The organism is Yoonia sp. R78084 (assembly GCF_044595625.1).
GTDB lineage: Bacteria > Pseudomonadota > Alphaproteobacteria > Rhodobacterales > Rhodobacteraceae > Yoonia.
The window spans coordinates 663,618-683,042 of record NZ_CP138993.1 but is presented as its reverse complement, the minus strand read 5'-3'; the positions used below and the strand labels follow the sequence as shown (position 1 = coordinate 683,042).

Annotated in this window: 20 protein-coding genes and 1 riboswitch; of the genes, 8 read left to right on the top strand and 12 right to left on the bottom strand. The window is 59.2% G+C overall.

Annotation, left to right across the window (positions count from 1 at the left end; all coding sequences use genetic code 11):
* Positions 1-98 precede the first annotated feature (98 nt).
* Entirely contained in the window at positions 99-1,274 is a 1,176-nt protein-coding gene (gene metZ, locus SJY29_RS03635; RefSeq protein WP_400086923.1) for an O-succinylhomoserine sulfhydrylase, read from the bottom strand.
* A gap of 64 nt (positions 1,275-1,338) precedes the next feature.
* Positions 1,339-1,416, bottom strand: a riboswitch (SAM riboswitch).
* Between the two features lie 90 nt (positions 1,417-1,506).
* On the opposite strand from metZ, the gene SJY29_RS03630 reads away from it, so the two are divergent.
* A complete protein-coding gene (locus SJY29_RS03630) occupies positions 1,507-2,214 on the top strand; it encodes a glutathione S-transferase N-terminal domain-containing protein (RefSeq protein ID WP_400086920.1) in 708 nt (235 codons plus the stop codon).
* A 56-nt stretch (positions 2,215-2,270) separates the two neighbouring features.
* The gene (locus SJY29_RS03625; protein ID WP_400086917.1) at positions 2,271-2,600 is read left to right on the top strand and encodes a PilZ domain-containing protein; all 330 of its coding nucleotides are present in this window, start codon (positions 2,271-2,273) and stop codon (positions 2,598-2,600) included.
* Here the strand turns inward: SJY29_RS03625 and SJY29_RS03620 are convergent.
* The 4 genes from SJY29_RS03620 to SJY29_RS03605 all read right to left on the bottom strand — a co-directional run bounded on the left by SJY29_RS03620 (position 2,597) and on the right by SJY29_RS03605 (position 7,259).
* Positions 2,597-3,208, bottom strand: coding sequence for an inner membrane-spanning protein YciB (locus tag SJY29_RS03620; protein ID WP_400086914.1), 612 nt, complete (start codon positions 3,206-3,208; stop codon positions 2,597-2,599). The genes SJY29_RS03625 and SJY29_RS03620 overlap by 4 nt on opposite strands.
* Positions 3,209-3,219: 11 nt before the next feature.
* Entirely contained in the window at positions 3,220-4,131 is a 912-nt protein-coding gene (locus SJY29_RS03615; protein WP_400086911.1) for an EamA family transporter, read from the bottom strand.
* Between the two features lie 91 nt (positions 4,132-4,222).
* On the bottom strand, positions 4,223-5,497 hold the full coding sequence (gene ftsY, locus SJY29_RS03610; protein WP_400086908.1) for a signal recognition particle-docking protein FtsY: 1,275 nt from the start codon (positions 5,495-5,497) through the stop codon (positions 4,223-4,225).
* A gap of 70 nt (positions 5,498-5,567) precedes the next feature.
* Complete coding sequence (locus SJY29_RS03605; RefSeq protein ID WP_400086905.1) at positions 5,568-7,259, bottom strand: NAD(P)H-dependent oxidoreductase subunit E; 1,692 nt, start codon at positions 7,257-7,259, stop codon at positions 5,568-5,570.
* Positions 7,260-7,402: 143 nt separating this feature from the next.
* Between SJY29_RS03605 and SJY29_RS03600 the strand changes: the two genes are divergently transcribed.
* Positions 7,403-8,419, top strand: coding sequence for an alkane 1-monooxygenase (locus SJY29_RS03600; protein WP_400086903.1), 1,017 nt, complete (start codon positions 7,403-7,405; stop codon positions 8,417-8,419).
* Positions 8,412-8,798, top strand: a complete 387-nt coding sequence (locus tag SJY29_RS03595) for a hypothetical protein (RefSeq protein ID WP_400086900.1) — start codon at positions 8,412-8,414, stop codon at positions 8,796-8,798. The genes SJY29_RS03600 and SJY29_RS03595 overlap by 8 nt, the downstream gene beginning before the upstream one ends.
* Here SJY29_RS03595 and xseA read toward each other — a convergent pair.
* On the bottom strand, positions 8,787-10,274 hold the full coding sequence (gene xseA / locus SJY29_RS03590) for an exodeoxyribonuclease VII large subunit (RefSeq protein WP_400086897.1): 1,488 nt from the start codon (positions 10,272-10,274) through the stop codon (positions 8,787-8,789). The genes SJY29_RS03595 and xseA overlap by 12 nt on opposite strands.
* Entirely contained in the window at positions 10,271-10,864 is a 594-nt protein-coding gene (locus SJY29_RS03585; protein ID WP_110280086.1) for a hypothetical protein, read from the bottom strand. The genes xseA and SJY29_RS03585 overlap by 4 nt, the downstream gene beginning before the upstream one ends.
* A 162-nt stretch (positions 10,865-11,026) precedes the next feature.
* Between SJY29_RS03585 and purD the strand changes: the two genes are divergently transcribed.
* Positions 11,027-12,289 carry a phosphoribosylamine--glycine ligase gene (gene purD / locus SJY29_RS03580; protein ID WP_400086894.1) on the top strand — a complete coding sequence of 421 codons (1,263 nt, stop codon included), beginning with the start codon at positions 11,027-11,029 and terminating at the stop codon, positions 12,287-12,289.
* A 66-nt stretch (positions 12,290-12,355) separates the two neighbouring features.
* Here purD and SJY29_RS03575 read toward each other — a convergent pair whose 3' ends face one another.
* A complete protein-coding gene (locus tag SJY29_RS03575; protein ID WP_055294644.1) occupies positions 12,356-12,862 on the bottom strand; it encodes a CarD family transcriptional regulator in 507 nt (168 codons plus the stop codon).
* A 207-nt stretch (positions 12,863-13,069) separates the two neighbouring features.
* Positions 13,070-13,405 carry a ferredoxin FdxA gene (fdxA, locus tag SJY29_RS03570; RefSeq protein ID WP_055687558.1) on the bottom strand — a complete coding sequence of 112 codons (336 nt, stop codon included), beginning with the start codon at positions 13,403-13,405 and terminating at the stop codon, positions 13,070-13,072.
* A 217-nt stretch (positions 13,406-13,622) separates the two neighbouring features.
* Between fdxA and SJY29_RS03565 the strand changes: the two genes are divergently transcribed.
* The 3 genes from SJY29_RS03565 (at position 13,623) to SJY29_RS03555 (ending at position 15,857) form a co-directional block, all read left to right on the top strand.
* Positions 13,623-14,402 (top strand): DUF533 domain-containing protein, encoded by a 780-nt coding sequence (locus SJY29_RS03565; RefSeq protein WP_400086890.1) that lies wholly within the window; start codon positions 13,623-13,625, stop codon positions 14,400-14,402.
* 124 nt (positions 14,403-14,526) lie between these two features.
* Complete coding sequence (locus tag SJY29_RS03560; RefSeq protein WP_400086887.1) at positions 14,527-14,826, top strand: ArsR/SmtB family transcription factor; 300 nt, start codon at positions 14,527-14,529, stop codon at positions 14,824-14,826.
* On the top strand, positions 14,823-15,857 hold the full coding sequence (locus SJY29_RS03555; RefSeq protein WP_110280080.1) for a permease: 1,035 nt from the start codon (positions 14,823-14,825) through the stop codon (positions 15,855-15,857). Before SJY29_RS03560 ends, SJY29_RS03555 begins: the two co-directional genes overlap by 4 nt.
* On the opposite strand, the gene SJY29_RS03550 is transcribed toward SJY29_RS03555, so the two are convergent.
* The 3 genes from SJY29_RS03550 to SJY29_RS03540 are packed head-to-tail and all read right to left on the bottom strand — an operon-like array spanning position 15,849 to position 19,416.
* Positions 15,849-16,220 carry an RNA-binding S4 domain-containing protein gene (locus SJY29_RS03550; protein WP_400086883.1) on the bottom strand — a complete coding sequence of 124 codons (372 nt, stop codon included), beginning with the start codon at positions 16,218-16,220 and terminating at the stop codon, positions 15,849-15,851. The two genes, SJY29_RS03555 and SJY29_RS03550, sit on opposite strands and share 9 nt — an antisense overlap.
* A complete protein-coding gene (locus tag SJY29_RS03545; RefSeq protein WP_400086880.1) occupies positions 16,217-18,916 on the bottom strand; it encodes a helicase-related protein in 2,700 nt (899 codons plus the stop codon). Before SJY29_RS03545 ends, SJY29_RS03550 begins: the two co-directional genes overlap by 4 nt.
* Before the next feature lie 32 nt (positions 18,917-18,948).
* Positions 18,949-19,416, bottom strand: a complete 468-nt coding sequence (locus tag SJY29_RS03540) for a tetratricopeptide repeat protein (RefSeq protein ID WP_353652415.1) — start codon at positions 19,414-19,416, stop codon at positions 18,949-18,951.
* Positions 19,417-19,425: the final 9 nt, after the last annotated feature.

Below are 19,425 nucleotides of genomic sequence, written 5' to 3'. Positions count from 1 at the left end.
ATACGTTGCAATTCCGCGCGTGGATCAGTCATGAGCCTAGCCTTTTTGCCCCCGTCACCTGCCCGATTAAAGCAGGAAACGGGCCCCGCGTCACCTCATCACAAATGCGCGATCGCAGCACGCAGATCAGCCAGCAGATCATCGGGGTCTTCCAGACCGACACTCATCCGGATCAGGCCCGGGGTAATGCCCAAAATCGCCTTGGTTTCCGGCGTCAGCCGTTGGTGGGTCGTCGTCGCAGGGTGTGTCGCGATTGATTTCGCATCACCAAGGTTGTTGGAAATCGTCCAGATCTCCAGCGCGTTCAAGAGCGCAAAGGCCGCCTCTTGCGAACCTGCATCAATCGCAAGCACAGTACCGCCAGCCTGCATCTGCGCCTTGGTCAGCGCGTTTTGTGGATGGCTGGCAAGACCGGGGTAAATGACGTTGGCAAGCTTGCCGTCCGCTTCAAGCTGTTCGGCCAGATACAGCGCCGTTGCCGCCTGCGCGCGCACCCGCAGGTCGATTGTCTCAAGCCCCTTGAGCATCATCCAAGCGGTAAACGGCGACATCGAACCACCGGTATGCTTCATATAGGGTTCGACTGTGCCACGGATAAACTCACGCGTCCCGAGGATCACCCCGCCCAGCGCACGGCCCTGCCCGTCAATATGCTTTGTCGCCGAATAGACAACAACATCCGCCCCCTGTTCCAACGCTTTCGAAAAGACTGGCGTTGCAAAGACGTTATCCACGATCACGGTCGCATCCACGGCGTGGGCAAGCTTGGATACGGCGGCAATATCCGTCACTTCCAGCGTCGGGTTCGATATGCTTTCGAAAAACACGACTTTGGTGTCGGGCCGGATCGCGGCCTCCCAGGCCGCAAGATCCGTGCCGTCCACAAAGGTCACCTCAACGCCATAGCGCGGCAGGACTTCTTCAAGAATATAAAGACACGATCCGAAAAGCGCACGGGCAGATACGACATGATCACCGGCCTTGAGTATAGACGTCAGCGCCCCGTTGACCGCCGCCATACCCGAGGCCGTGGCAAACCCGTCCTCGGCCCCTTCAAGGGCCGCAATCCGGTCTTCGAACATCGCCACGGTGGGGTTTCCGTAACGCGCATAGATGAATTCGTCCGCGCCCGCCTTGATGAACCGCGCCTCGGCGTCTTCGGCTGTGTCATACACAAAGCCCTGTGTCAGATAGATTGCTTCGCTGACCTCATTATACTGGCTGCGTCTGATCCCTGAATGCACCGCCTTGGTGCGCTTTTTCCACGTATCCATCTTTTCTTCCTCGCGCATGCCGCACGCAATAAAAAACCCCGATACCGGATAAGGGGCATCGAGGTTGAACAACCTAAAGTCCTCTTTAGCGGCATGTTTAACGTGGCCCGCAATCCGGTAACAAATCGCCACGCTGCCACCATTACGCCGCGATCTGGCTTGCGTCAAGCGCTCCGCTCTTGTCCTTTCCCAGCTTCCTGCGATGCTGTCTGGCAAGAACAAAGGACAGACCATGACCCAACCGATTGACCTCTATTTCTGGCCCACACCCAACGGATGGAAGGCCACGATTGCACTCGAGGAGATGGGGCTGCCCTATACGCTCCATCTGGTTGATATCGGTGCGGGCGATCAGTTCAAACCCGCGTTTCTTGCGATTTCTCCCAACAACCGGATGCCTGCAATTGTCGATCCGGATGGGCCGGACGGGACCCCGATTCCAATTTTTGAATCCGGCGCGATCCTGCAATACCTCGCCCGCAAGACCGGACAGTTCTATGGCGCGAGCGAACGCGACCGCATCAGTGTGGATCAATGGCTGATGTGGCAAATGGGCGGGCTGGGCCCAATGGCGGGACAGGCGCATCATTTCCTGAAATACGCACCCGCGATGGACCCACCCAACGATCTGCCCTATGCCAAAGACCGCTACCGCAATGAAACCGCGCGGCTTTACGGTGTGCTGGACAGACAGCTGGCCAAACATGAATTCGTGGCGGGTGATTTCTATTCGATTGCGGATATGGCGATCTGGGGCTGGGCGTCGCTTTGGGAGGGCCAGCAGCAAACCTTGGATGACAAGCCGCATATGGCGCGCTGGCTGGATACGATGGGCGCGCGCCCCGGGGTTCAGCGTGGTCGGGCGGTGGCCGCTGAAAAACGCGGTGATTTCCGCAAAGACACCGGCGCGCAGAACGTCCTTTTTCGCAAGCAAACGTAACGGTTTGTTAGCGAGGCGCGTTTATCAAGGTTCCATCCAATCCATTGGGGCCCACCATGCAATATCGTCCACATCGCTATCCAACACAGTTTCCGGTCAGGCTTTCCACACCGTCAGGACCGGTCGAATGTACGGTTCTTGACGTCAACACCACCGGCGCACGCCTTGCATCCGCTGGCCAACTGACCCGCGGCGAGAAGGTGACGTTCCAGGTTCTCAACCACAAGGCAGAGGCAGTTGTCCGCTGGGTTTCAGGGACACGTGCAGGCATTACATTTCGCCCGCATCTCACAGACTTACAGGTCGATACGCTGCGCTATCGGCGCGATAAAGGGAACTATCACCAGCACCGCGCCGGTGGCTTGCACTATCGCGAAATGCGTTAGTCTTTCGCCACCTCTGCAGGTTCGATGAAATAGCGCTGCAGCTTGTAAATCTGTACCCAGAGGAACACCATCAGCACCGCGGGGAATGCAAAAGTCTCCAGCTTGACCCAAACGTCAGTGGTCTGTGTGCGCCAGATAATTTCATTCGCAATTCCCAGCGCCGCAAACATATAGCAGAGACGGCGGGTAAAGATCATCCAGCCCTCTTTTTCCATCGGCAGAAACTCTTCCATGACGTATTGCAAATAGCTCTGCCCTCGCAGCAAACCGATCCCCAACAGGCCCGCCATAACGCCGTAAACGATGGTCGTCTTCATTTTGAAGAACCGCTCATCGTTGAAATAGGCCGTCAGACCGCCGAAGAAGATCACCATGAAGGCAGTGAAAACCTGCATTCGGCTCAGCTTGCCTGTCAGCATCCATAGCACAGCCATTGCCGCCAACAGGATCGGAATAAAGATCAGGGCAGAGACAATAAAGCCGGTGTATTCAGCGCCACCAAAGGTAAATGTCTCATCCCTGATCCGCAGATAGATCAGGAAAAACGCAAGCGTTGGCCCAAGCTCCAAGACCTGTTTCAGAATTGGATTGATGGTTTTCTCAGCCATAAATGTCTCCTTTAACCACCCATTTCCACGATGACAGCGCCGAGTGCAACCAGCGCCATCAAGAACAGGCGGCGCGGACCTACTTTTTCGCCCATGATAAACCAGCCGATCAATGCGGCAAAAACTACGGATGTTTCGCGCAGCACTGCCGCTTCACCGACTTTGTCCAACCGTGTCGCCAAAAGAACGCCGCCAAAGCTGACCCAGGCAATCAAGGCACCAACAAACCCCCGCCACATCAGCGGCCCCAGTACAGGTTGCCGCGCCATGCGCCGATAGCGCCACGCCGCCAGGAGCGGAAAATCAATGGCGGTGACAAAGAAGAACCACGCCAGAAAGGTAAAAGGATCAGGGCTTTGGCGGATACCATAGGCATCATAGGTTGTATAGATTGCCACTAAGATCCCGCCCGCCAAGGCCCACAGCAAGCCCAGTTTCAGCGCCCGCGGGTCCAGCACTTCTTCGATTATATTCCGCACCGCCAGCAGCAAAATACCCCCGCTGAGACAGGCCACCCCGACCCACTGCATAGGTGTAAAATACTCTCCAAAAAACAGCGACGCCGCCAGCACGGTTACCAAGGGCCCCGTGCCACGCACGACCGGATAAACCACCGTATAGGCCGCCCGTTCATAGGCCATAGCCATTGTCACCTTATAGGCAAAATGGATCACGATTGCGCCCAGAAGGATGACAGCCGTGGTCAGGTTCGGCCAGGGAACGACAAAAAGTGCAATTGGAGCAGAGAGCACGAACAGCCAGCCATCAATTGCCCCCCGCGTCAGCCACGGATCATAGCGCCCCTTCTGCAACGCCCCGAAAATTGCATGGGCCAGCGCCGAAACCAGCGCAAACACGGTGGCCAGCTGCGCCCCCTCCGGCGTGCCCGAAATCGCAACCAGCCATGCGCCAAGCTCGTTCACATGCGCCCCGGATGCCAGATGACTGCCAGTGTCTTGTCACCCAGTGCCAGTAGCGGCAAAAACGCAAAAAGCGATGCCGCAATAAGCCGTCTCACCGGTCCAGACCCACCAGCGCCGCCGCAAAATCATCGGGATCAAAGGGGGCCAGATCGTCGATCTGTTCGCCCACGCCAATCGCGTGAATGGGCAGCCCGAATTTATCGGCCAATGCGACCAACACACCACCCTTTGCGGTGCCGTCAAGTTTGGTCATCACAAGGCCGGACACATCCGCAAGCTCTTGGAACACCTTGACCTGCTGCACCGCGTTTTGTCCTGTGGTTGCATCCAGCACCAGCAGCGTATTATGCGGCGCATCGGGGTCTTTCTTGCGAATGACCCGCACGATTTTGGCGAGTTCTTCCATCAGATCGGCACGGTTCTGTAAACGGCCGGCCGTGTCGATCATCAAGAGATCCGCCCCATCCGCCTGTGCCTTGGTCATCGCGTCAAAGGCCAGACTTGCAGGGTCTGATCCTTCGGGGGCCGTCAGCACAGGCACGCCCGCGCGATCACCCCAGACCTGCAATTGTTCTACAGCGGCTGCACGAAACGTATCACCCGCGGCGATCACAACTGATTTTCCAGCCGCCTTGAACTGGCTGGCCAGTTTACCAATCGTGGTGGTTTTGCCCGATCCATTGACACCGACCACCAGCACCACCTGCGGCGTCTTGGCGTAAAGCGGCATCGGACGCGCAACAGGTTCCATGATCCGCGCGATCTCTTGGGCCATCAGTTCTTTGATTTCTTGCACAGACAGCCGCCGGCCCAGACGCCCCTCGGCCATGTTCGCCGTCACGCGCAGGGCCGTATCAACGCCCATATCCGCTGAAATGAGCAGCTCTTCGAGCTGTTCCAGCATGTCGTCGTCAAGCGTCCGCTTCACAACCGTTTTTGCCGCAGCGCCGCCACCGAAGAAGCGCCCGAGCAGGCCCTTCTTTTCCGCTTCAGGCACAGCCTGCTCGGTGAGAGGCGCCGTCAGGTCGACATCAAACTGCACAGGTGTCGGAGCGGCCACGCGCTCGGCAGGCGCAGCGGGTGTCTCATCTTCAACCGGATCGTCGACTTCAGGCTCAGGCTCAGGCTCAGGCTCAGGCTCAGGCTCAGGCTCAGGCTCAGGCTCAGGCTCAGGCTCAGGCTCAGGCTCAGGCTCAGGCTCAGGCTCAGGCTCAGGAATTGGGTCGGCTACGGGGGGAACCGGCGCAACCGGTTCTTCAACAATTTCCTCTTCCTCGCCGCCATCTTGCACGATGGCGTCCAGCCCCTCGTCAATCTTGGACGAGGATTTGAACATCCGGGATTTGAGTTTTTTGAAAAATGACATCTCGATCAACCGCAGCAGCCTTTCCTATCACCTAATGATGCAGGACAGGTTTGGAAAGCCTCAACGCGGTTTAACCCGACACCTCATCCTTGAAATGCTGCATCACCAGTTTGATCGGATTGGGCGCCGCCTGCCCCAGACCACAGATCGAGGCATCGGCCATCGCCGTACACAGATCGGTCAGCAAGGGTTGATCCCACGTGTCCGCCTGCATCAGTTTCACGGCCTTTTCGCAACCCACGCGGCAAGGCGTGCATTGCCCGCAGCTTTCATCCTCAAAGAACCGCAACATGTTCAGCGCCGCGTCGCGGGCGCGGTCCTGATCGGACAGCACAACAACAGCGGCAGACCCGATGAAGGTACCCAAGGGCTGCAACGTGTCGAAATCCAGCGGCACATCATTGATGGACGCAGGCAAGAGGCCAGAGGACGGACCGCCGGGCTGATAGGCTTTGAACACATGGCCCGCGGCCATACCCCCAGCGGCGTCGATAATATCCATGATCGTTGATCCCGCAGGCAACAGATACACTCCAGGCGCGGCAACCCGGCCAGAGACAGAGTAGGACCGCAGCCCTTTGCGCCCGTTCTTCTCCACACTGCTCAGGATTTCCGGCCCTTCACGGCAAATCCGCGCGACCCAATAGAGCGTTTCAACGTTGTGCACCAAAGTGGGGCGATCAAAGATGCCGACCTGTGCCACAAAGGGTGGCCGGTGGCGCGGAATGCCGCGTTTGCCTTCGATGCTTTCGATCATCGCGGATTCCTCGCCGCAGATATAAGCGCCCGCGCCGCGCCGCAGATCAATATAACCCGCCTCCACGATCCCCGCATCCTCAAGCGCCTTGATCTCGCGCGCCAAGATTTCCAGCACCGCAGGATATTCGTCGCGCATGTAGATAAAGCAGGTTTCTGCCTCGACCGCCCAGGCGGCAATCAGCATCCCCTCAAGAAACACATGCGGGGTGCGTTCTAGATAGTAGCGGTCCTTGAACGTCCCCGGTTCGCCCTCGTCCCCGTTCACGGCCAGATAGCGCGGGCCCGCATTGCCGCGCACAAAGCCCCATTTCTTGCCCGATGGAAAACCGGCACCACCCAAACCGCGCAGGCCAGAGGCCAGCACTTTGTCCTGGACGTCTTCCCAATCGCCACTGTCGCGCAATGACTGAAGCTCTGCATAGCCACCTGTCGCCACGTAATCTGCATAGCTTTGATAATCGGGCAGATGCGCGTGCGTTTCACCCGCCGCAATGGCCGCTTGCACCTTCTCGACCGTCGCATGATCGATGTGGTTATGGCCCAACTCCAACACCGGCGCAGTGTCACAACGCCCCATGCAGGGCGCGCGCAAGACGCGGACTTCGGCTGGGTCCAAACCCCCTTCGAGGGCCGCTTTCAACTGCTGTGCGCCCGCCAATTCGCATGACAGGCTATCGCAGACCCGAATGGTCAGCGCAGGCGGGGCCGCTTCGCCTTCTTTCACCACATCAAAATGGGCATAGAAGGTTGCGACCTCGTAAACCTCGGCCTGGCTCAGGCGCATTTCCTCGGCCAAGGCGCGCAGATGTGCGGCAGACAGGTGGCCGTAGCTGTCTTGAATGAGGTGCAAAAACTCGATCAGCAGATCACGCCGACGCGGGCGATCACCCAAGAGCGCGCGGACCTCGTCCCATGCGGCGTCATCCAGCGCACGCCCCTTGGTACGGTGCCGCCCTTTGCCCTTGCCGGATTTCCAAACACCTTTGCGGTTGTCCAAAGCCATCGCGCCTATCCTCATGTCGTTACGGTCAACATACGTCTCCGCGCGCTGCCAAACCACGCAAAAGCGACACCCGAGACAGCCAAACCGCGCAGCAATGCAATTTCCGCTACACCATGCGGAAACCCGTGCTAACTATCCGAAACATGGAACCACGTCTTTTGCATTTCGGCCTTGCCACCCTGACCCCCGCTGCCCTGATCGGCGCCGGAGCCTTTCTGGGGGGCGGCTGGGTGATTGCTGCGGTTGTTTATCTGACAGCAATGACAAGCCTGCTGGACCGGTTGATCAGGAAAGAAACCGCGGCTGGCGGGGCGTCGCAGGACGCCGCGTTATCGGTTGTAATTGCGCTGACCCATTTTTGCCTGCTGCCTGTTGTTGTATGGTCGCTCGCGAAGGCTGACCTGACGCCGCTTGCCAAGGTCGGGATCTTCTTTGCCGCAGGGCTTTGGTTTGGCCAGATCAGCAATGCCAATGCGCATGAGCTGATCCACCGCCCCACCCGCGCCCTGCACCGGCTTGGCATGTGGTGCTACATCACGCTGATGTTTGGGCACCATACCTCTGCGCATGTGCTGGTGCATCACCCGCATGTGGCCACCCCCGCAGACCCCAATACATCGCGCAAGGGCGAAAGCCTCTATCGCTATATGATCCGCGCGTGGACAGGCTCATTCCGTGAGGGCTACCGCGCCGAAAAAGCGCGTCTGGACCGGATCGGACGCTCCGCATGGCGCAACCCCTACGCGGTCTATGTGGGTGGTAGTCTTCTTTGTCTGACATCGGCGTTCCTGCTGGGCGGATGGCAGGCGCTTGTCGCCTATGGCGCACTTTCGCTATACGCGCAGTCGCAACTCTTGATGTCTGACTATGTGCAGCACTACGGGCTCGTCCGTGCTCTCCGCGACAACGGCAAACCCGAGCCTGTCACCGCCAGACACAGCTGGAACAGTCCACATTGGTTCTCTTCCATGATGCTCCTGAACGCCACGCGGCACTCTGATCACCACGCGCACCCTGCGCGGCCTTATCCTGAGCTGAACATCCCTGATGACGCCCCTATGCTGCCCCGTCCGCTCCCGCTGATGGCCAGTATCGCGCTGATCCCCCCGCTTTGGCGGCGGATCATGGACCCGCGGGTTGAAAGGTGGCGCAATGCGTAGTCTGGCGATATGGCTCCTGCTCGCGCCCCCTGCGATGGCCCAAGACACCATGACCGGCCCCGAATTTGACGCCTATGTCACGGGCCGGACCATCACATTCCGCACCGCAACCAATCCGCTTTTCGGAATCGAGCGCTATCTGGAAGACAAACGCGTCATGTGGTCAGATTTCGACGGCACCTGCCAATACGGCGTCTGGTTCGAAAGCAAGGGCGATATCTGTTTCCGTTATGACGGTGATCCGGAACACAAGTGCTGGGCAATCTATGCGGAACCGGAAGGCCTGCGCGGGGTCTATACCACGCGGCCCAATACGACCGTGATCTACGAGGTCCCCGAAAGCGACGCACCGCTCATCTGCAACGATCTATCGTCCTGAGCCAACCTGCAATTTGCCATCTGCAAACTCGATCTCCAGCGCGGTTGCTCCGGCTGCCGCGGCCTTGGTTGTCACCACAGCGCCGTCACCACGCACCACGGCATATCCGCGTTTGAGGGTTTCGACATAGCCCAGCGTCTCGCGCAAGCGGTCCAGCGCGTCCAGCCGCGCCAAACGTTCGGCCTGCTGACGTGAGGCGCGGTCTGACAGACGGCGCAGCAGCACTTCTAGCCGTTCAGTATGACGTGCGACGCGGTCTTGCAGAACCGTGCCGCGCAAACCGCGCGCTGTCTGGTCAAGCGCTGTGCGCCCGTCCCGTGTCCTGCGTTTCAACGCAGGCGCCAGCCGCTCGGACAACCCCGCCAAACGCCGCTGATCCTCGGCCAGCCGGCGCGAAAGAATACCCGGACGCAACGCCGCCTCGCTCATCTGCAGACGCTTCTTGGCTGCGGCACCCTTCAGTGCGGATGGCAGTCGCTCACCCAAGTAATCCAGCCGCTGGCGCGGCCCTTCGACCAATGCATCCACCTGCGGCAAGGCCCGCCCCAAATCGCGCACGCGTTGCTGGCGCTGGCCAAGACCCGTCGTCAGGGCACGGCTCAGCCGCGCGCCTTGCTGGTCGGCCCAAGCGAGCAATTCCATCCGCACCGGCACAGCCAGTTCCGCCGCCGCTGTCGGTGTCGGCGCGCGCATGTCCGAGACAAAATCAATCAGCGTCGTATCGGTTTCATGCCCCACAGCAGAAATTAGCGGAATCGCCGATGCCGCTGCCGCCCGCGCCACGATCTCCTCGTTAAATCCCCACAGGTCTTCAAGCGAGCCACCCCCCCGCGCCACAATCAGCAAATCCGGGCGCGGCAATGCGCCCCCCGGTGTGAGCGCATTGAACCCTGCAATCGCGGCAGCCACTTCGGGCGCGCATTTGGCACCTTGCACCGCCACAGGCCAAACCAGAACTTTACGCGGGAAACGGTCCCGCAGGCGGTGCAGAATATCGCGGATCACCGCACCTGAAGGCGATGTGACCACCCCGATGATCTCGGGCAAATAGGGCAAGGGTTTCTTGCGCTCCGGCGCGAAGAGCCCCTCGGCCGCAAGTGCCGCCTTGCGCTTTTCCAGCATCGCCATCAGCGCACCGGCACCGGCAGGGGCGATATCCTCAATCACCATCTGGTATTTCGACTGACCGGGGAATGTGGTGAGCTTGCCCGTGGCAATCACCTCCATCCCCTCTTCCGGACGGTGCGCCAGCCCCTGCGCACGGCCTTTCCAGATCACACCGGCCAGAACCGAGCGATCATCCTTGAGGTCCATATAAATATGGCCCGATGCAGGCCGCGACACGCGCCCCACTTCTCCGCGCACGCGCACATGGGAAAACCCGCCCTCGATCGCCTTTTTGACTGCGCCGGAGATCTCGGAGACCGAAAACTCGGGCGTATTGTCGGCGGGCCCGTCGTCAAAAAGGTCCATCATATTGCTTCACCTTTTCCATGCGCCTGTAATGGCAAAGACGAGAACTGCCACTTCAGGAAATAGGCTGTCAGGCAGAGTACCCCCGCCAAAACGACAAAAAGCACCGTTTTGAAGACCAAAGCCAACACCAGCGCCAACACACCGCTGATGCACAACAGCATCCGCGAAATCCGCACCGTCGCAAAATCGGGATCAGGCCAGAACTGCACCTGCGCACGACCAAATTCTTCTGCGTAATGATCGAGGGTACGCCCATAGGCCGGATCATCCGCAAACTGCATCGGATCATCAGGGCGATAAATGATGCGGCCAATGATACGGGGACAAAAGTCTTCGAAATACGCCTTTTCATCCTGCACATGCATCTTCCAGACGACATCAACAATGGGCGACGGCACAAGCGTTTCGCCGGTACTGCCCACCAGATACATAAAGCGACGATATTCTTCGACGAGAATGTAGCACACATCAATCGAATGGCCGGTTTCCTCGTGCAGACGGTCGACCAGTGAACGCGTCAGTGGACGCTCGTGAAAGCTATAGCCTTCAAGGCGATGCCAAAGCTTCCGGTCCTTTTTGATCGGTTTCATCTTTGCGTCTATGCTCGCATTGGTTGTCTCGCTTGCGACACTAGTCCGATGCGTCACGCGCGCCAAGCACCGGAGACTAAAAAACCTTTGGCTTGGGTGACACTTGTGGTCATGCCATCCCCGCCTTAGAACCGTGGCAATCCAATTCTTGCAGGGACGAATATGAACATTCTCATTTTGGGCAGTGGCGGTCGCGAACATAGTCTGGCTTGGGCCGTCAAACAGAACCCCAAATGTGACCGCCTCATTGTTGCCCCCGGAAATGCGGGGATCGCGACCCATGCGGAATGTGCATACATCAACATTCTCGATGGTGATGCCGTGGCGACATTCGCAGAAGAGAACGCGATTGACTTCGTCATTATCGGCCCCGAAGCCCCCCTTGCGGCCGGTGTGGCCGACCGGCTGCGCAACGCCGGACTTCTGGTCTTTGGCCCAAGTCAGGCGGCAGCCCAGCTTGAGGCCTCCAAATCCTTCACCAAGTCGATTTGCGATGCCGCCAATGCGCCCACTGCCGCCTACGCGCATTTCACTGATGCCGACGCCGCCCGCGCCTATATCCGCGCCCAAGGTGCACCGATTGTCGTCAAGGCTGACGGGCTTGCCGCAGGCAAGGGCGTGATCGTTGCCATGACGGAAGCCGAAGCACTTGCCGCGATCGACGATATGTTCGACGGCAGCTTTGGCGCGGCAGGTGCCGAGGTGGTGATCGAAGAGTTCATGGACGGTGAGGAAGCTTCATTCTTTGTGCTCTGTGACGGCAAAACCATCCTGCCCGTGGGCACCGCCCAAGACCATAAACGCGCCTTTGACGGCGACACGGGCCCGAACACAGGCGGCATGGGCGCTTACTCCCCTGCCCCTGTGATGACCGATGCAATTACACAAAAAGCGCTGGACGAAATCATCTCCCCCACCATGGAAGAGATGCGCAAGCGCGGCACCCCCTTCCAGGGCGTGCTTTTTGTCGGCCTGATGATCCAGAACGGCCAGCCGCGTCTGGTGGAATACAACGTCCGCTTTGGTGATCCCGAGTGCCAGTGCCTGATGATGCGTCTGGGCGGGCAGATCCTTGATCTGCTGCAGGCCTGCGCCGAAGAGCGTTTGGACGAGATGCAGGTCAACTGGGCGGATGATCACGCGTTGAACATCGTCATAGCCGCAAATGGCTACCCCGGAAACTATACCAAAGGCACCGTGATCGGAGGGCTGGACAGCCAGCCCGAAGACAGTTTCCACATGGTCTTTCACGCTGGCACCGCACTGAAAGACGGGCAGATCACGGCCGCAGGCGGACGCGTTCTGAATATCACAGCGCGGGGCGCGACCTTGGCCGAGGCACATGAACGGGCCTACGCCATGGCCCAGACGATCGACTGGCCGGACGGGTTTTACCGCTCGGACATTGGCTGGCGGGCACTCTGACCCTGCAAAATAAAAGGCTGTGCTTGTTTCCAAGCACAGCCTTTTTGGTATTCGGTGGCGACGCAGTTATGCGGCGCGGCCGACCAGAACAGAATCAATCTCTGCCGCAGCCGCGTTTTCATCATTGCCCGCCACGGCCGCGATTTCGCGGGTCAGGCGCTCAAGTGCGGCTTCATAAAGCTGACGCTCGGAATAGCTCTGCTCACGCTGGTCATCCTGGCGATGCAGGTCGCGCACAACCTCTGCAATTGCGATCAGATCACCCGAGTTGATCTTTTGCTCGTACTCTTGTGCGCGACGCGACCACATGGCCTTTTTGACCTTTGCCTTGCCGCGCAGTGTCTTCATCGCGTGGCTGACCACATCAGGTGTCGCCAAGGCACGCATGCCCACATCGGTGGCTTTGTCAGTCGGTACCCGCAGGGTCATTTTGTCTTTCTCGAACGAGATGACAAACATCTCAAGCTCGAAGCCGGCAATCTCTTGCGTCTCAATCGACACAATTTTGCCGACCCCGTGGGCGGGGTAAACGACAAACTCGTTGGGGCTAAAGTCGTATTTCTTCTTGCTCATGATCGTCCTTTCATGACGGCCAGCTTATGGCGACAAAAAATCCGCCGGGGGCAATTCGCCTCCGCCGGAGCTATCGTCTGATGATCTGGATCACGTCGTTCGCAGCATTCCGCTAAGTATATCATAAAAACAAGGCCAGCGGAAGTATCGCGAATCAAAGCACGAAAGGCCTGTAAACATTGGCTCTCAACACCGGATAGGCGCGAATCAGCCGCCTTCTCCGGCTGCTTCCGAGAAGAGCTCCATCTTGCCTTCTTTGCCGTCCATTTCTTCGGCAGTCGGCAGCGGGTCTTTCTTTGTGATGATCACCGGCCACATCTCGGAATACTTGCGATTGAATTCAACCCATTTTTCCATGTCCGGCTCTGTGTCCGGACGGATTGCATCTGCAGGGCATTCAGGCTCGCAAACACCGCAGTCGATACATTCGTCAGGATGGATCACCAGCATGTTTTCACCCTCGTAGAAGCAGTCTACGGGGCAGACTTCGACGCAGTCCGTGTATTTGCAGGCGATGCAGTTATCGTTGACGATGTAGGTCATAAGGCGGAGTTCCGATCAGTTCACGCAGCCTAGCTAGAATAGACTGGCCGCGCGTTCAAGGTCCAACAGCCCAACGAAGGCAGCCAAGTCCGAGATTGCGACAAGATGCGCGAAATTGCCGGGGTCTTTCAAGATGCTGGACAGCGTATAATCTACCGACCATCCTATCGGTCATAATTTCACAACAAAGAATTTTGACCCACGGAGAAAACATACAATGTCACTTATGAATACGGTTGCAAAAATGGCGGTCGGCTTTGCCGTCGCCAAGGGCATGGAATCAGTACAGAAAAATGGTGGCCTTGGTGGGCTGCTTGGCGGACTCACAGGGGGCAGCGCCGCGCAACAAGCAGGCGGCATGAGCGGTTTGGGTGACATGCTGGGCCAGTTGGGCGGCGGCAGTGCGGCACAATCCTCTGGCGGGCTTGGCGGCATGCTGGGTCAATTGACCGGCGGCGCAGGAGCAAGCGGCGGTCTTGGCGGTTTGCTGGGCCAGCTTGGGGGCAGCAGCAGTGCCGCGGCGGCGGGCGGGCTTGGCGGCTTGGGCGCGCTTTTGGGTGGTTTGGCCGGTGCACGCGGCGGGACCTCGGGCGCGGGACTTGAGGCGCTGCTGAATCAGGACAACCCAGCCGATGAACCCGATGAAGACGAGATTGCGAAACTGATGCTGCGCGCCATGACGCAAGCCGCGCGCGCGGATGGTGATCTGGACCAAGGTGAAAAGGCGAAACTGTCCACCCTTCTGGCCGAACGTGACCCCGGCACCGTCGAGACCCTACAGAACATCCTGTCTGCCCCTGTCAGCGCGGCCGATCTGGCAGCGGACACACCGAAGGGCTTGGAAACACAGGTCTACACAATGTCAGTGAACGCGATCACACCCGACAATCAGGCCGAAGCACGGTACTTGCATGAACTGGCAAGCGCCCTTGAAATTGCGCCGCAAACGGCAAATGCGATCCACGACAGCCTCGGCGCACCCCGGCTCTATAGCTGATACCAAACGGCATCGCCCTGCCCTGCAGAGGGCCATGCCGCGCACATTGTCCTGATCACTGTTGACATGCCCACCTATATTTCGATAAAACTAGAATCATCGAATTATAGAGGGTAAGCCAAGAATGGATATCGTCACCGCGACGCAAGGTTTTTCCGCCATGGGATCCGAGCCCCGGATGGAAGTTCTCCAGACTCTCGTCAAAGCTGGTGAAGACGGGCTGCTTGTGGGCGAAATCCAACAGCGCACAGGCATCCCTGCATCAACCTTGGCCCATCATCTGAGATTTCTCGCCAGCGCGGGTCTTGTCAGCGCAGAGAAACAAGGCCGCACCATCACGAACCGCGCGAACTTTGACCACCTGCAACGTCTTGCAGCCTTCATCCTCGAAGAATGCTGCGCCGATATGGGGGTACCAGAATGACTGACGCAACCCGCCCCGCTCCGTCTCTGGTTGACCGGGCGCGAACATACCTTGCGACACCTTGGACGATCACATTGCTGGTTCCGGTGGTTGTCGCAGCGATTGACCCCGCCAACCTCTGGCCGATCATCACATTCGCGGCAGGCGCACTTTGGGGCACTCTGCCCTATATCGCCTTCGCGGTTTTTCTGATCGCGGGGCTCAAGGCCGCGGGTGCCGAAGCCATGATCGCGAAGGCCTTTCAAGGCCGCGAAAACCGCATGATCGTGCTGGCAGCGCTTTTCGGCGGGCTAGCGCCGTTCTGTTCCTGCGAAGTCATCCCCTTTATCGCGGGACTGCTGGCGCTTGGCGCACCGCTTGCCGCTGTCATGGCCTTTTGGCTGTCCTCCCCGCTGATTGATCCGCCAACCCTGTTGATTACCGCCGCCGCCCTTGGTTGGCCCTTTGCCATCGGCAAGGCTGTCGCCGCAGTGGCACTTGGTTTGGCGGGTGGTTTTGCCATCAAAGCGATGACGCACGCGGGGCTGTTCTCTGACCCATTGAAACTGCAGCAGGCCAAAGGCTGTGGCTGTGGCCCGAACCCCTTCGACGGCAAGCCGGTCTGGACCTTCTGGAACGCGCCTGCGCGCCGCGCCGTCTTTGGTCAGGAGTTCATGCACAATGGCATCTTCCTAATCAAATGGCTGTCGCTTGCCTATGCGCTTGAAGCGCTTCTGGTAACTTACGTCCCTGCCGAAACGATCGCCGGTATCGTCGGCGGCGAAGGTATCCTGCCCATCGGCATCGCAGCGCTTGTCGGCATGCCCGCCTACCTGAACGGGTACGTTGCCCCACCTTTGCTGGCAGGGCTGATCGCACAAGGGATGAGCAACGGGGCAGCGATGGCCTTCATGATTGCAGGGTCGGTCAGTTCGATCCCCGCGATGGCAGCGGTTTGGTCCTTGGTGAAAGGTCGGGTGTTCGCGGCCTACATCGGTTTGGGCGTATCTGGCGCAATCCTGTCTGGCATCGTCTTTGGCGCGCTAGTCTAGCCCCATATCGCGGCGGTCTTTCTTTGTCGGACGACCGCCCTTTTCATAGCGCGGGTTCGCTCCCTGCGTCTCTGCAGGGCGCGGTTTGGGTGCAGGCGTGAGGTCTTCGTAGAGCGCTTGCGCTTCGGGCGCAGGCCCGCGGCGTTCGCCACAGGCCACAACCCGCACCACTTTGGTTTCCTGGGCCTGCACGAAAGTCAGCACATTCCCTGGCCCGATCGCGCGGGCGGGTTTGCTGACAGGCTGGCTATCCACACGGACCTTGCCCGCGGTGACAACACCGGCGGCAAGGCTGCGCGATTTGAAAAACCGCGCATGCCAGAGCCATTTATCCAGCCGGATTGTCGGGCGCGGGTCGCTCAATCCTTCTTGAAACCTGCCAAAGCGGCAGCGAACGGATTGTCAGGATCAATCTGCTTTTCGCGCTTGGGTTTGGCTTGGAAGGTTTGCGGTTTGTTGTTGCCGCCACCCTGCGGTTTGCCTTTGCCCTTCGGCTTGCCTTTGCCACGGGGGCGGGCATCGCCTTGAGGGCGTGCAGGACGTGCCGCCCGACCACCCCATGTGAAGGTATAGAACACCTCCATCTCGGGGCCAGTGTCCGGCTTTTCTTCTGCTGCGCTCTCGGCAGGGGCGACCTCTGCGGCAGGCGCGGCATCAGCGGCGGGCGCCTCGGCGGCAACCGCTTTCACTTTCTCGCGCTCACCCTTCTCGGCCTTATAGCCCAGACCGGTCATGAGATCGGCGAATTGCTCGAGCGTCATGCCGGTGATCGACAACATGTCGGGGTTCGCTTCGAACCCGCCACGGCTGTCTTTGTCGCGCAGCATATCGGCGAGGCGTTCCAGCATATCAATGCGGATTGCGCGTTCACCAGCAGCGCGGTAGCCCGCCATCGCATAATACCCTGCAACCGCATCCTGAGCGGCAGGGACCGTCACCAGACCGGGGGGCGGGCTTTCAGGAAATTCGCCCAGACCCTTGGACAGCGACCACAGCACAAGACGCAGCCGTGTCGGCGCGGGCTTGAGCAGAAGCGGCATGAAAATCGTGAACTGGCCGAAACGCACACCGTGCTTGCGCAACGCGCCACGGGCGTCCTGATCCAGTGCCTTGACCTCTTCGGCGACTTCACCGCGCGGGATGATCCCGAACTCCTCGGCCATGCGGAAGGCAAAGCCCTTCGCGGCGCCCGTCAGTGCCTCATCGTTTTTCAGCGCGATAATCGGCTCAAATCCGGCGGCAATCTTGCGGTCGATGAAATGCTGCAAACGGCGCTGCACCTTGGCGGCGACATCGGGGCCTGCCTCTTCATCGACAAACGCCTCAACACCCGGCTTGAACGGATCGTCGCCCTTGACCAGTTTGCCAACCGCCTGGCTGCCCCACATCAGGCCGCCCTGTTCGGTGAAATCAATCTCGGGATCGGGGGCGTTATAGAAACGGTCCGCCAGCAAATGGAACTGCGGCACCAGCGCCTGCACAGAGGCCTGACGCAATGTCTTGGCCTCATCGGGGCTGCCTGCTTTGTCCATCCGGAAACGGAACCCTTCCAACCGTCCGACGAATTCGCCCTCGACGGTCACTTCACCCTTGTCATTCACGTCAGCCAAAAGGCTCTCCTTCTGTTTGAGCCGGCGAAGCAGAATGCTGGTCCGCCGGTCCACAAATCTTTGCGTCAATGCGCCATGAAGCGCATCTGATAGTCGGTCTTCTACCGCGCGGGTTGCATCTCGCCAATGAGATTCGTCAACAAGCCACCCATTCCTTTGTGCCACATATGTCCAGGTCCGGATATACGCGAGCCGTTTGGAGAGCGTATCAATGTCTCCGTCTGTCCGGTCAATGCGTTTGACCTGCAGCGCGAACCAGTTGGCGGACACATGCCCAAGTTGATGCAGATCGTTGTAGATATGCGTCAAAAGGGCTGCGTGCTCACCTTTGCTGATGCCGCGAAAATCAGGCACGCGGCACACATCCCAAAGCAGTTTGACCGACGGACCATCCGTCGCACGCGCGGCCACCTCGGAGTCCATCGCCAGAGCTTTGAGCGCTGCCAGATCATCACTTTCGCGCACACGGGTCAACCACGGGTCCTCGGTGCGGTCTTCCAGCGTGGCAATCAGACGCTTGACCGACCCGAATTGCAAACGGCTGTTGCGCCATTGCAGTTTCTTGATCGGGGCAAAGCGATGATCGCAAATCGCCTGCGCGACACCTTCGTCCAGAGGCGGCGCCTCGCCGGTGACACCAAAAGTGCCATTGTCCACGTGCCGCCCCGCGCGGCCCGCAATCTGGCTCAGCTCGTCAGGTTGCAGGTGCCGCATCCGGCGCCCGTCAAATTTGGTCAGCGAGGAAAACGCCACATGGCTGATATCAAGGTTCAGCCCCATACCGATTGCATCGGTCGCCACGAGATAATCGACATCGCCGTTTTGATACATTTCCACCTGCGCATTGCGCGTGCGGGGGCTCAGCGCACCCATCACCACAGCAGCACCGCCTTTGGTGCGGCGCAAGAGTTCCGCGATGGCATAAACGTTTTCGACCGAAAACCCCACGATTGCCGATCGTGCAGGCATCCGACTCAGTTTCTTGGACCCTGAATAGGTGAGTTGCGACATCCGCTCACGGCGCATGAACGACGCCTCAGGCACCAAGGCCGAGATCGCACCGCGCATTGTCTCTGCGCCCAGAAACAGGGTCTCATGCAGGCCCCGCGCATTCAGCAAACGGTCGGTAAAGATATGGCCCCGTTCGGGATCGGCGCAGAGCTGGATTTCATCAACGGCCAGAAAATCGCACCCCATGCCCTCGGGCATCGCCTCAACCGTGCAGACCCAATAAGCCGCACGCGGCGGCACGATCCGCTCTTCTCCAGTCACAAGCGCCACGACGCCGGGGCCACGCACAGCCACAATCCGGTCGTAAACCTCGCGCGCCAGAAGCCGCAGCGGCAAGCCGATCACACCGGTGCGGTAGGATAGCATCCTCTCAATCGCGTAATGCGTCTTGCCAGTATTCGTCGGCCCAAGCACGGCCGTGATCCGGGACACCGTCATATTCTTCCCCGAACCAATCGGAGCGCCAGTGCCTAGAGCGCCTGACCCTCAAGCTGCAGTTCCAGACGATCAACGGCCTCCAGCGCTTCGCGTGCATTGGGGTTGATCGCAAGAACCATTTCATAAACTTCAAGCGCATCTTCGGGGCGCTCTAGTTCTTCCATCATCAAAGCAAGACCGCGCATCGCCTCAAAGTGACGCGGGTTCAATGCCAGCACCTGACGCACATCGTTCAGAGCAGGGCCAATGCGCCCGAGGAAATAATAAGCCGACGCGCGACCATAATACCCTTCGGCAAAATCGGGCGCATGATCGACCAAAGCGGTGAAATGTTCGACGGCCACTTCGGGTGCGCCGTCTTCCAGCGCATCCTTACCGCGACGCAGCAGCAGGTCCATCGCGGGCGAGCCGCTGTTTTCCCACTGCGCAATGATTTGCCGTTCGATACGCGCATAAGTGCTTTCATCCGCGGCGGCGAGCTCTTGAAAAAGTTCATCCAAGGGCTTTTG

Excerpts from the sequence above, each read along its gene's own strand:
- metZ (WP_400086923.1), bottom strand. The coding sequence starts at position 1,274 with ATGGATACGTGGAAAAAGCGCACCAAGGCGGTGCATTCAGGGATCAGA.
- SJY29_RS03630 (WP_400086920.1), top strand. The coding sequence starts at position 1,507 with ATGACCCAACCGATTGACCTCTATTTCTGGCCCACACCCAACGGATGG.
- SJY29_RS03625 (WP_400086917.1), top strand. The coding sequence starts at position 2,271 with ATGCAATATCGTCCACATCGCTATCCAACACAGTTTCCGGTCAGGCTT.
- SJY29_RS03620 (WP_400086914.1), bottom strand. The coding sequence starts at position 3,208 with ATGGCTGAGAAAACCATCAATCCAATTCTGAAACAGGTCTTGGAGCTT.
- ftsY (WP_400086908.1), bottom strand. The coding sequence starts at position 5,497 with ATGTCATTTTTCAAAAAACTCAAATCCCGGATGTTCAAATCCTCGTCC.
- SJY29_RS03605 (WP_400086905.1), bottom strand. The coding sequence starts at position 7,259 with ATGGCTTTGGACAACCGCAAAGGTGTTTGGAAATCCGGCAAGGGCAAA.
- SJY29_RS03600 (WP_400086903.1), top strand. The coding sequence starts at position 7,403 with ATGGAACCACGTCTTTTGCATTTCGGCCTTGCCACCCTGACCCCCGCT.
- SJY29_RS03595 (WP_400086900.1), top strand. The coding sequence starts at position 8,412 with ATGCGTAGTCTGGCGATATGGCTCCTGCTCGCGCCCCCTGCGATGGCC.
- xseA (WP_400086897.1), bottom strand. The coding sequence starts at position 10,274 with ATGATGGACCTTTTTGACGACGGGCCCGCCGACAATACGCCCGAGTTT.
- SJY29_RS03585 (WP_110280086.1), bottom strand. The coding sequence starts at position 10,864 with ATGAAACCGATCAAAAAGGACCGGAAGCTTTGGCATCGCCTTGAAGGC.
- purD (WP_400086894.1), top strand. The coding sequence starts at position 11,027 with ATGAACATTCTCATTTTGGGCAGTGGCGGTCGCGAACATAGTCTGGCT.
- SJY29_RS03575 (WP_055294644.1), bottom strand. The coding sequence starts at position 12,862 with ATGAGCAAGAAGAAATACGACTTTAGCCCCAACGAGTTTGTCGTTTAC.
- fdxA (WP_055687558.1), bottom strand. The coding sequence starts at position 13,405 with ATGACCTACATCGTCAACGATAACTGCATCGCCTGCAAATACACGGAC.
- SJY29_RS03565 (WP_400086890.1), top strand. The coding sequence starts at position 13,623 with ATGTCACTTATGAATACGGTTGCAAAAATGGCGGTCGGCTTTGCCGTC.
- SJY29_RS03560 (WP_400086887.1), top strand. The coding sequence starts at position 14,527 with ATGGATATCGTCACCGCGACGCAAGGTTTTTCCGCCATGGGATCCGAG.
- SJY29_RS03555 (WP_110280080.1), top strand. The coding sequence starts at position 14,823 with ATGACTGACGCAACCCGCCCCGCTCCGTCTCTGGTTGACCGGGCGCGA.
- SJY29_RS03545 (WP_400086880.1), bottom strand. The coding sequence starts at position 18,916 with ATGACGGTGTCCCGGATCACGGCCGTGCTTGGGCCGACGAATACTGGC.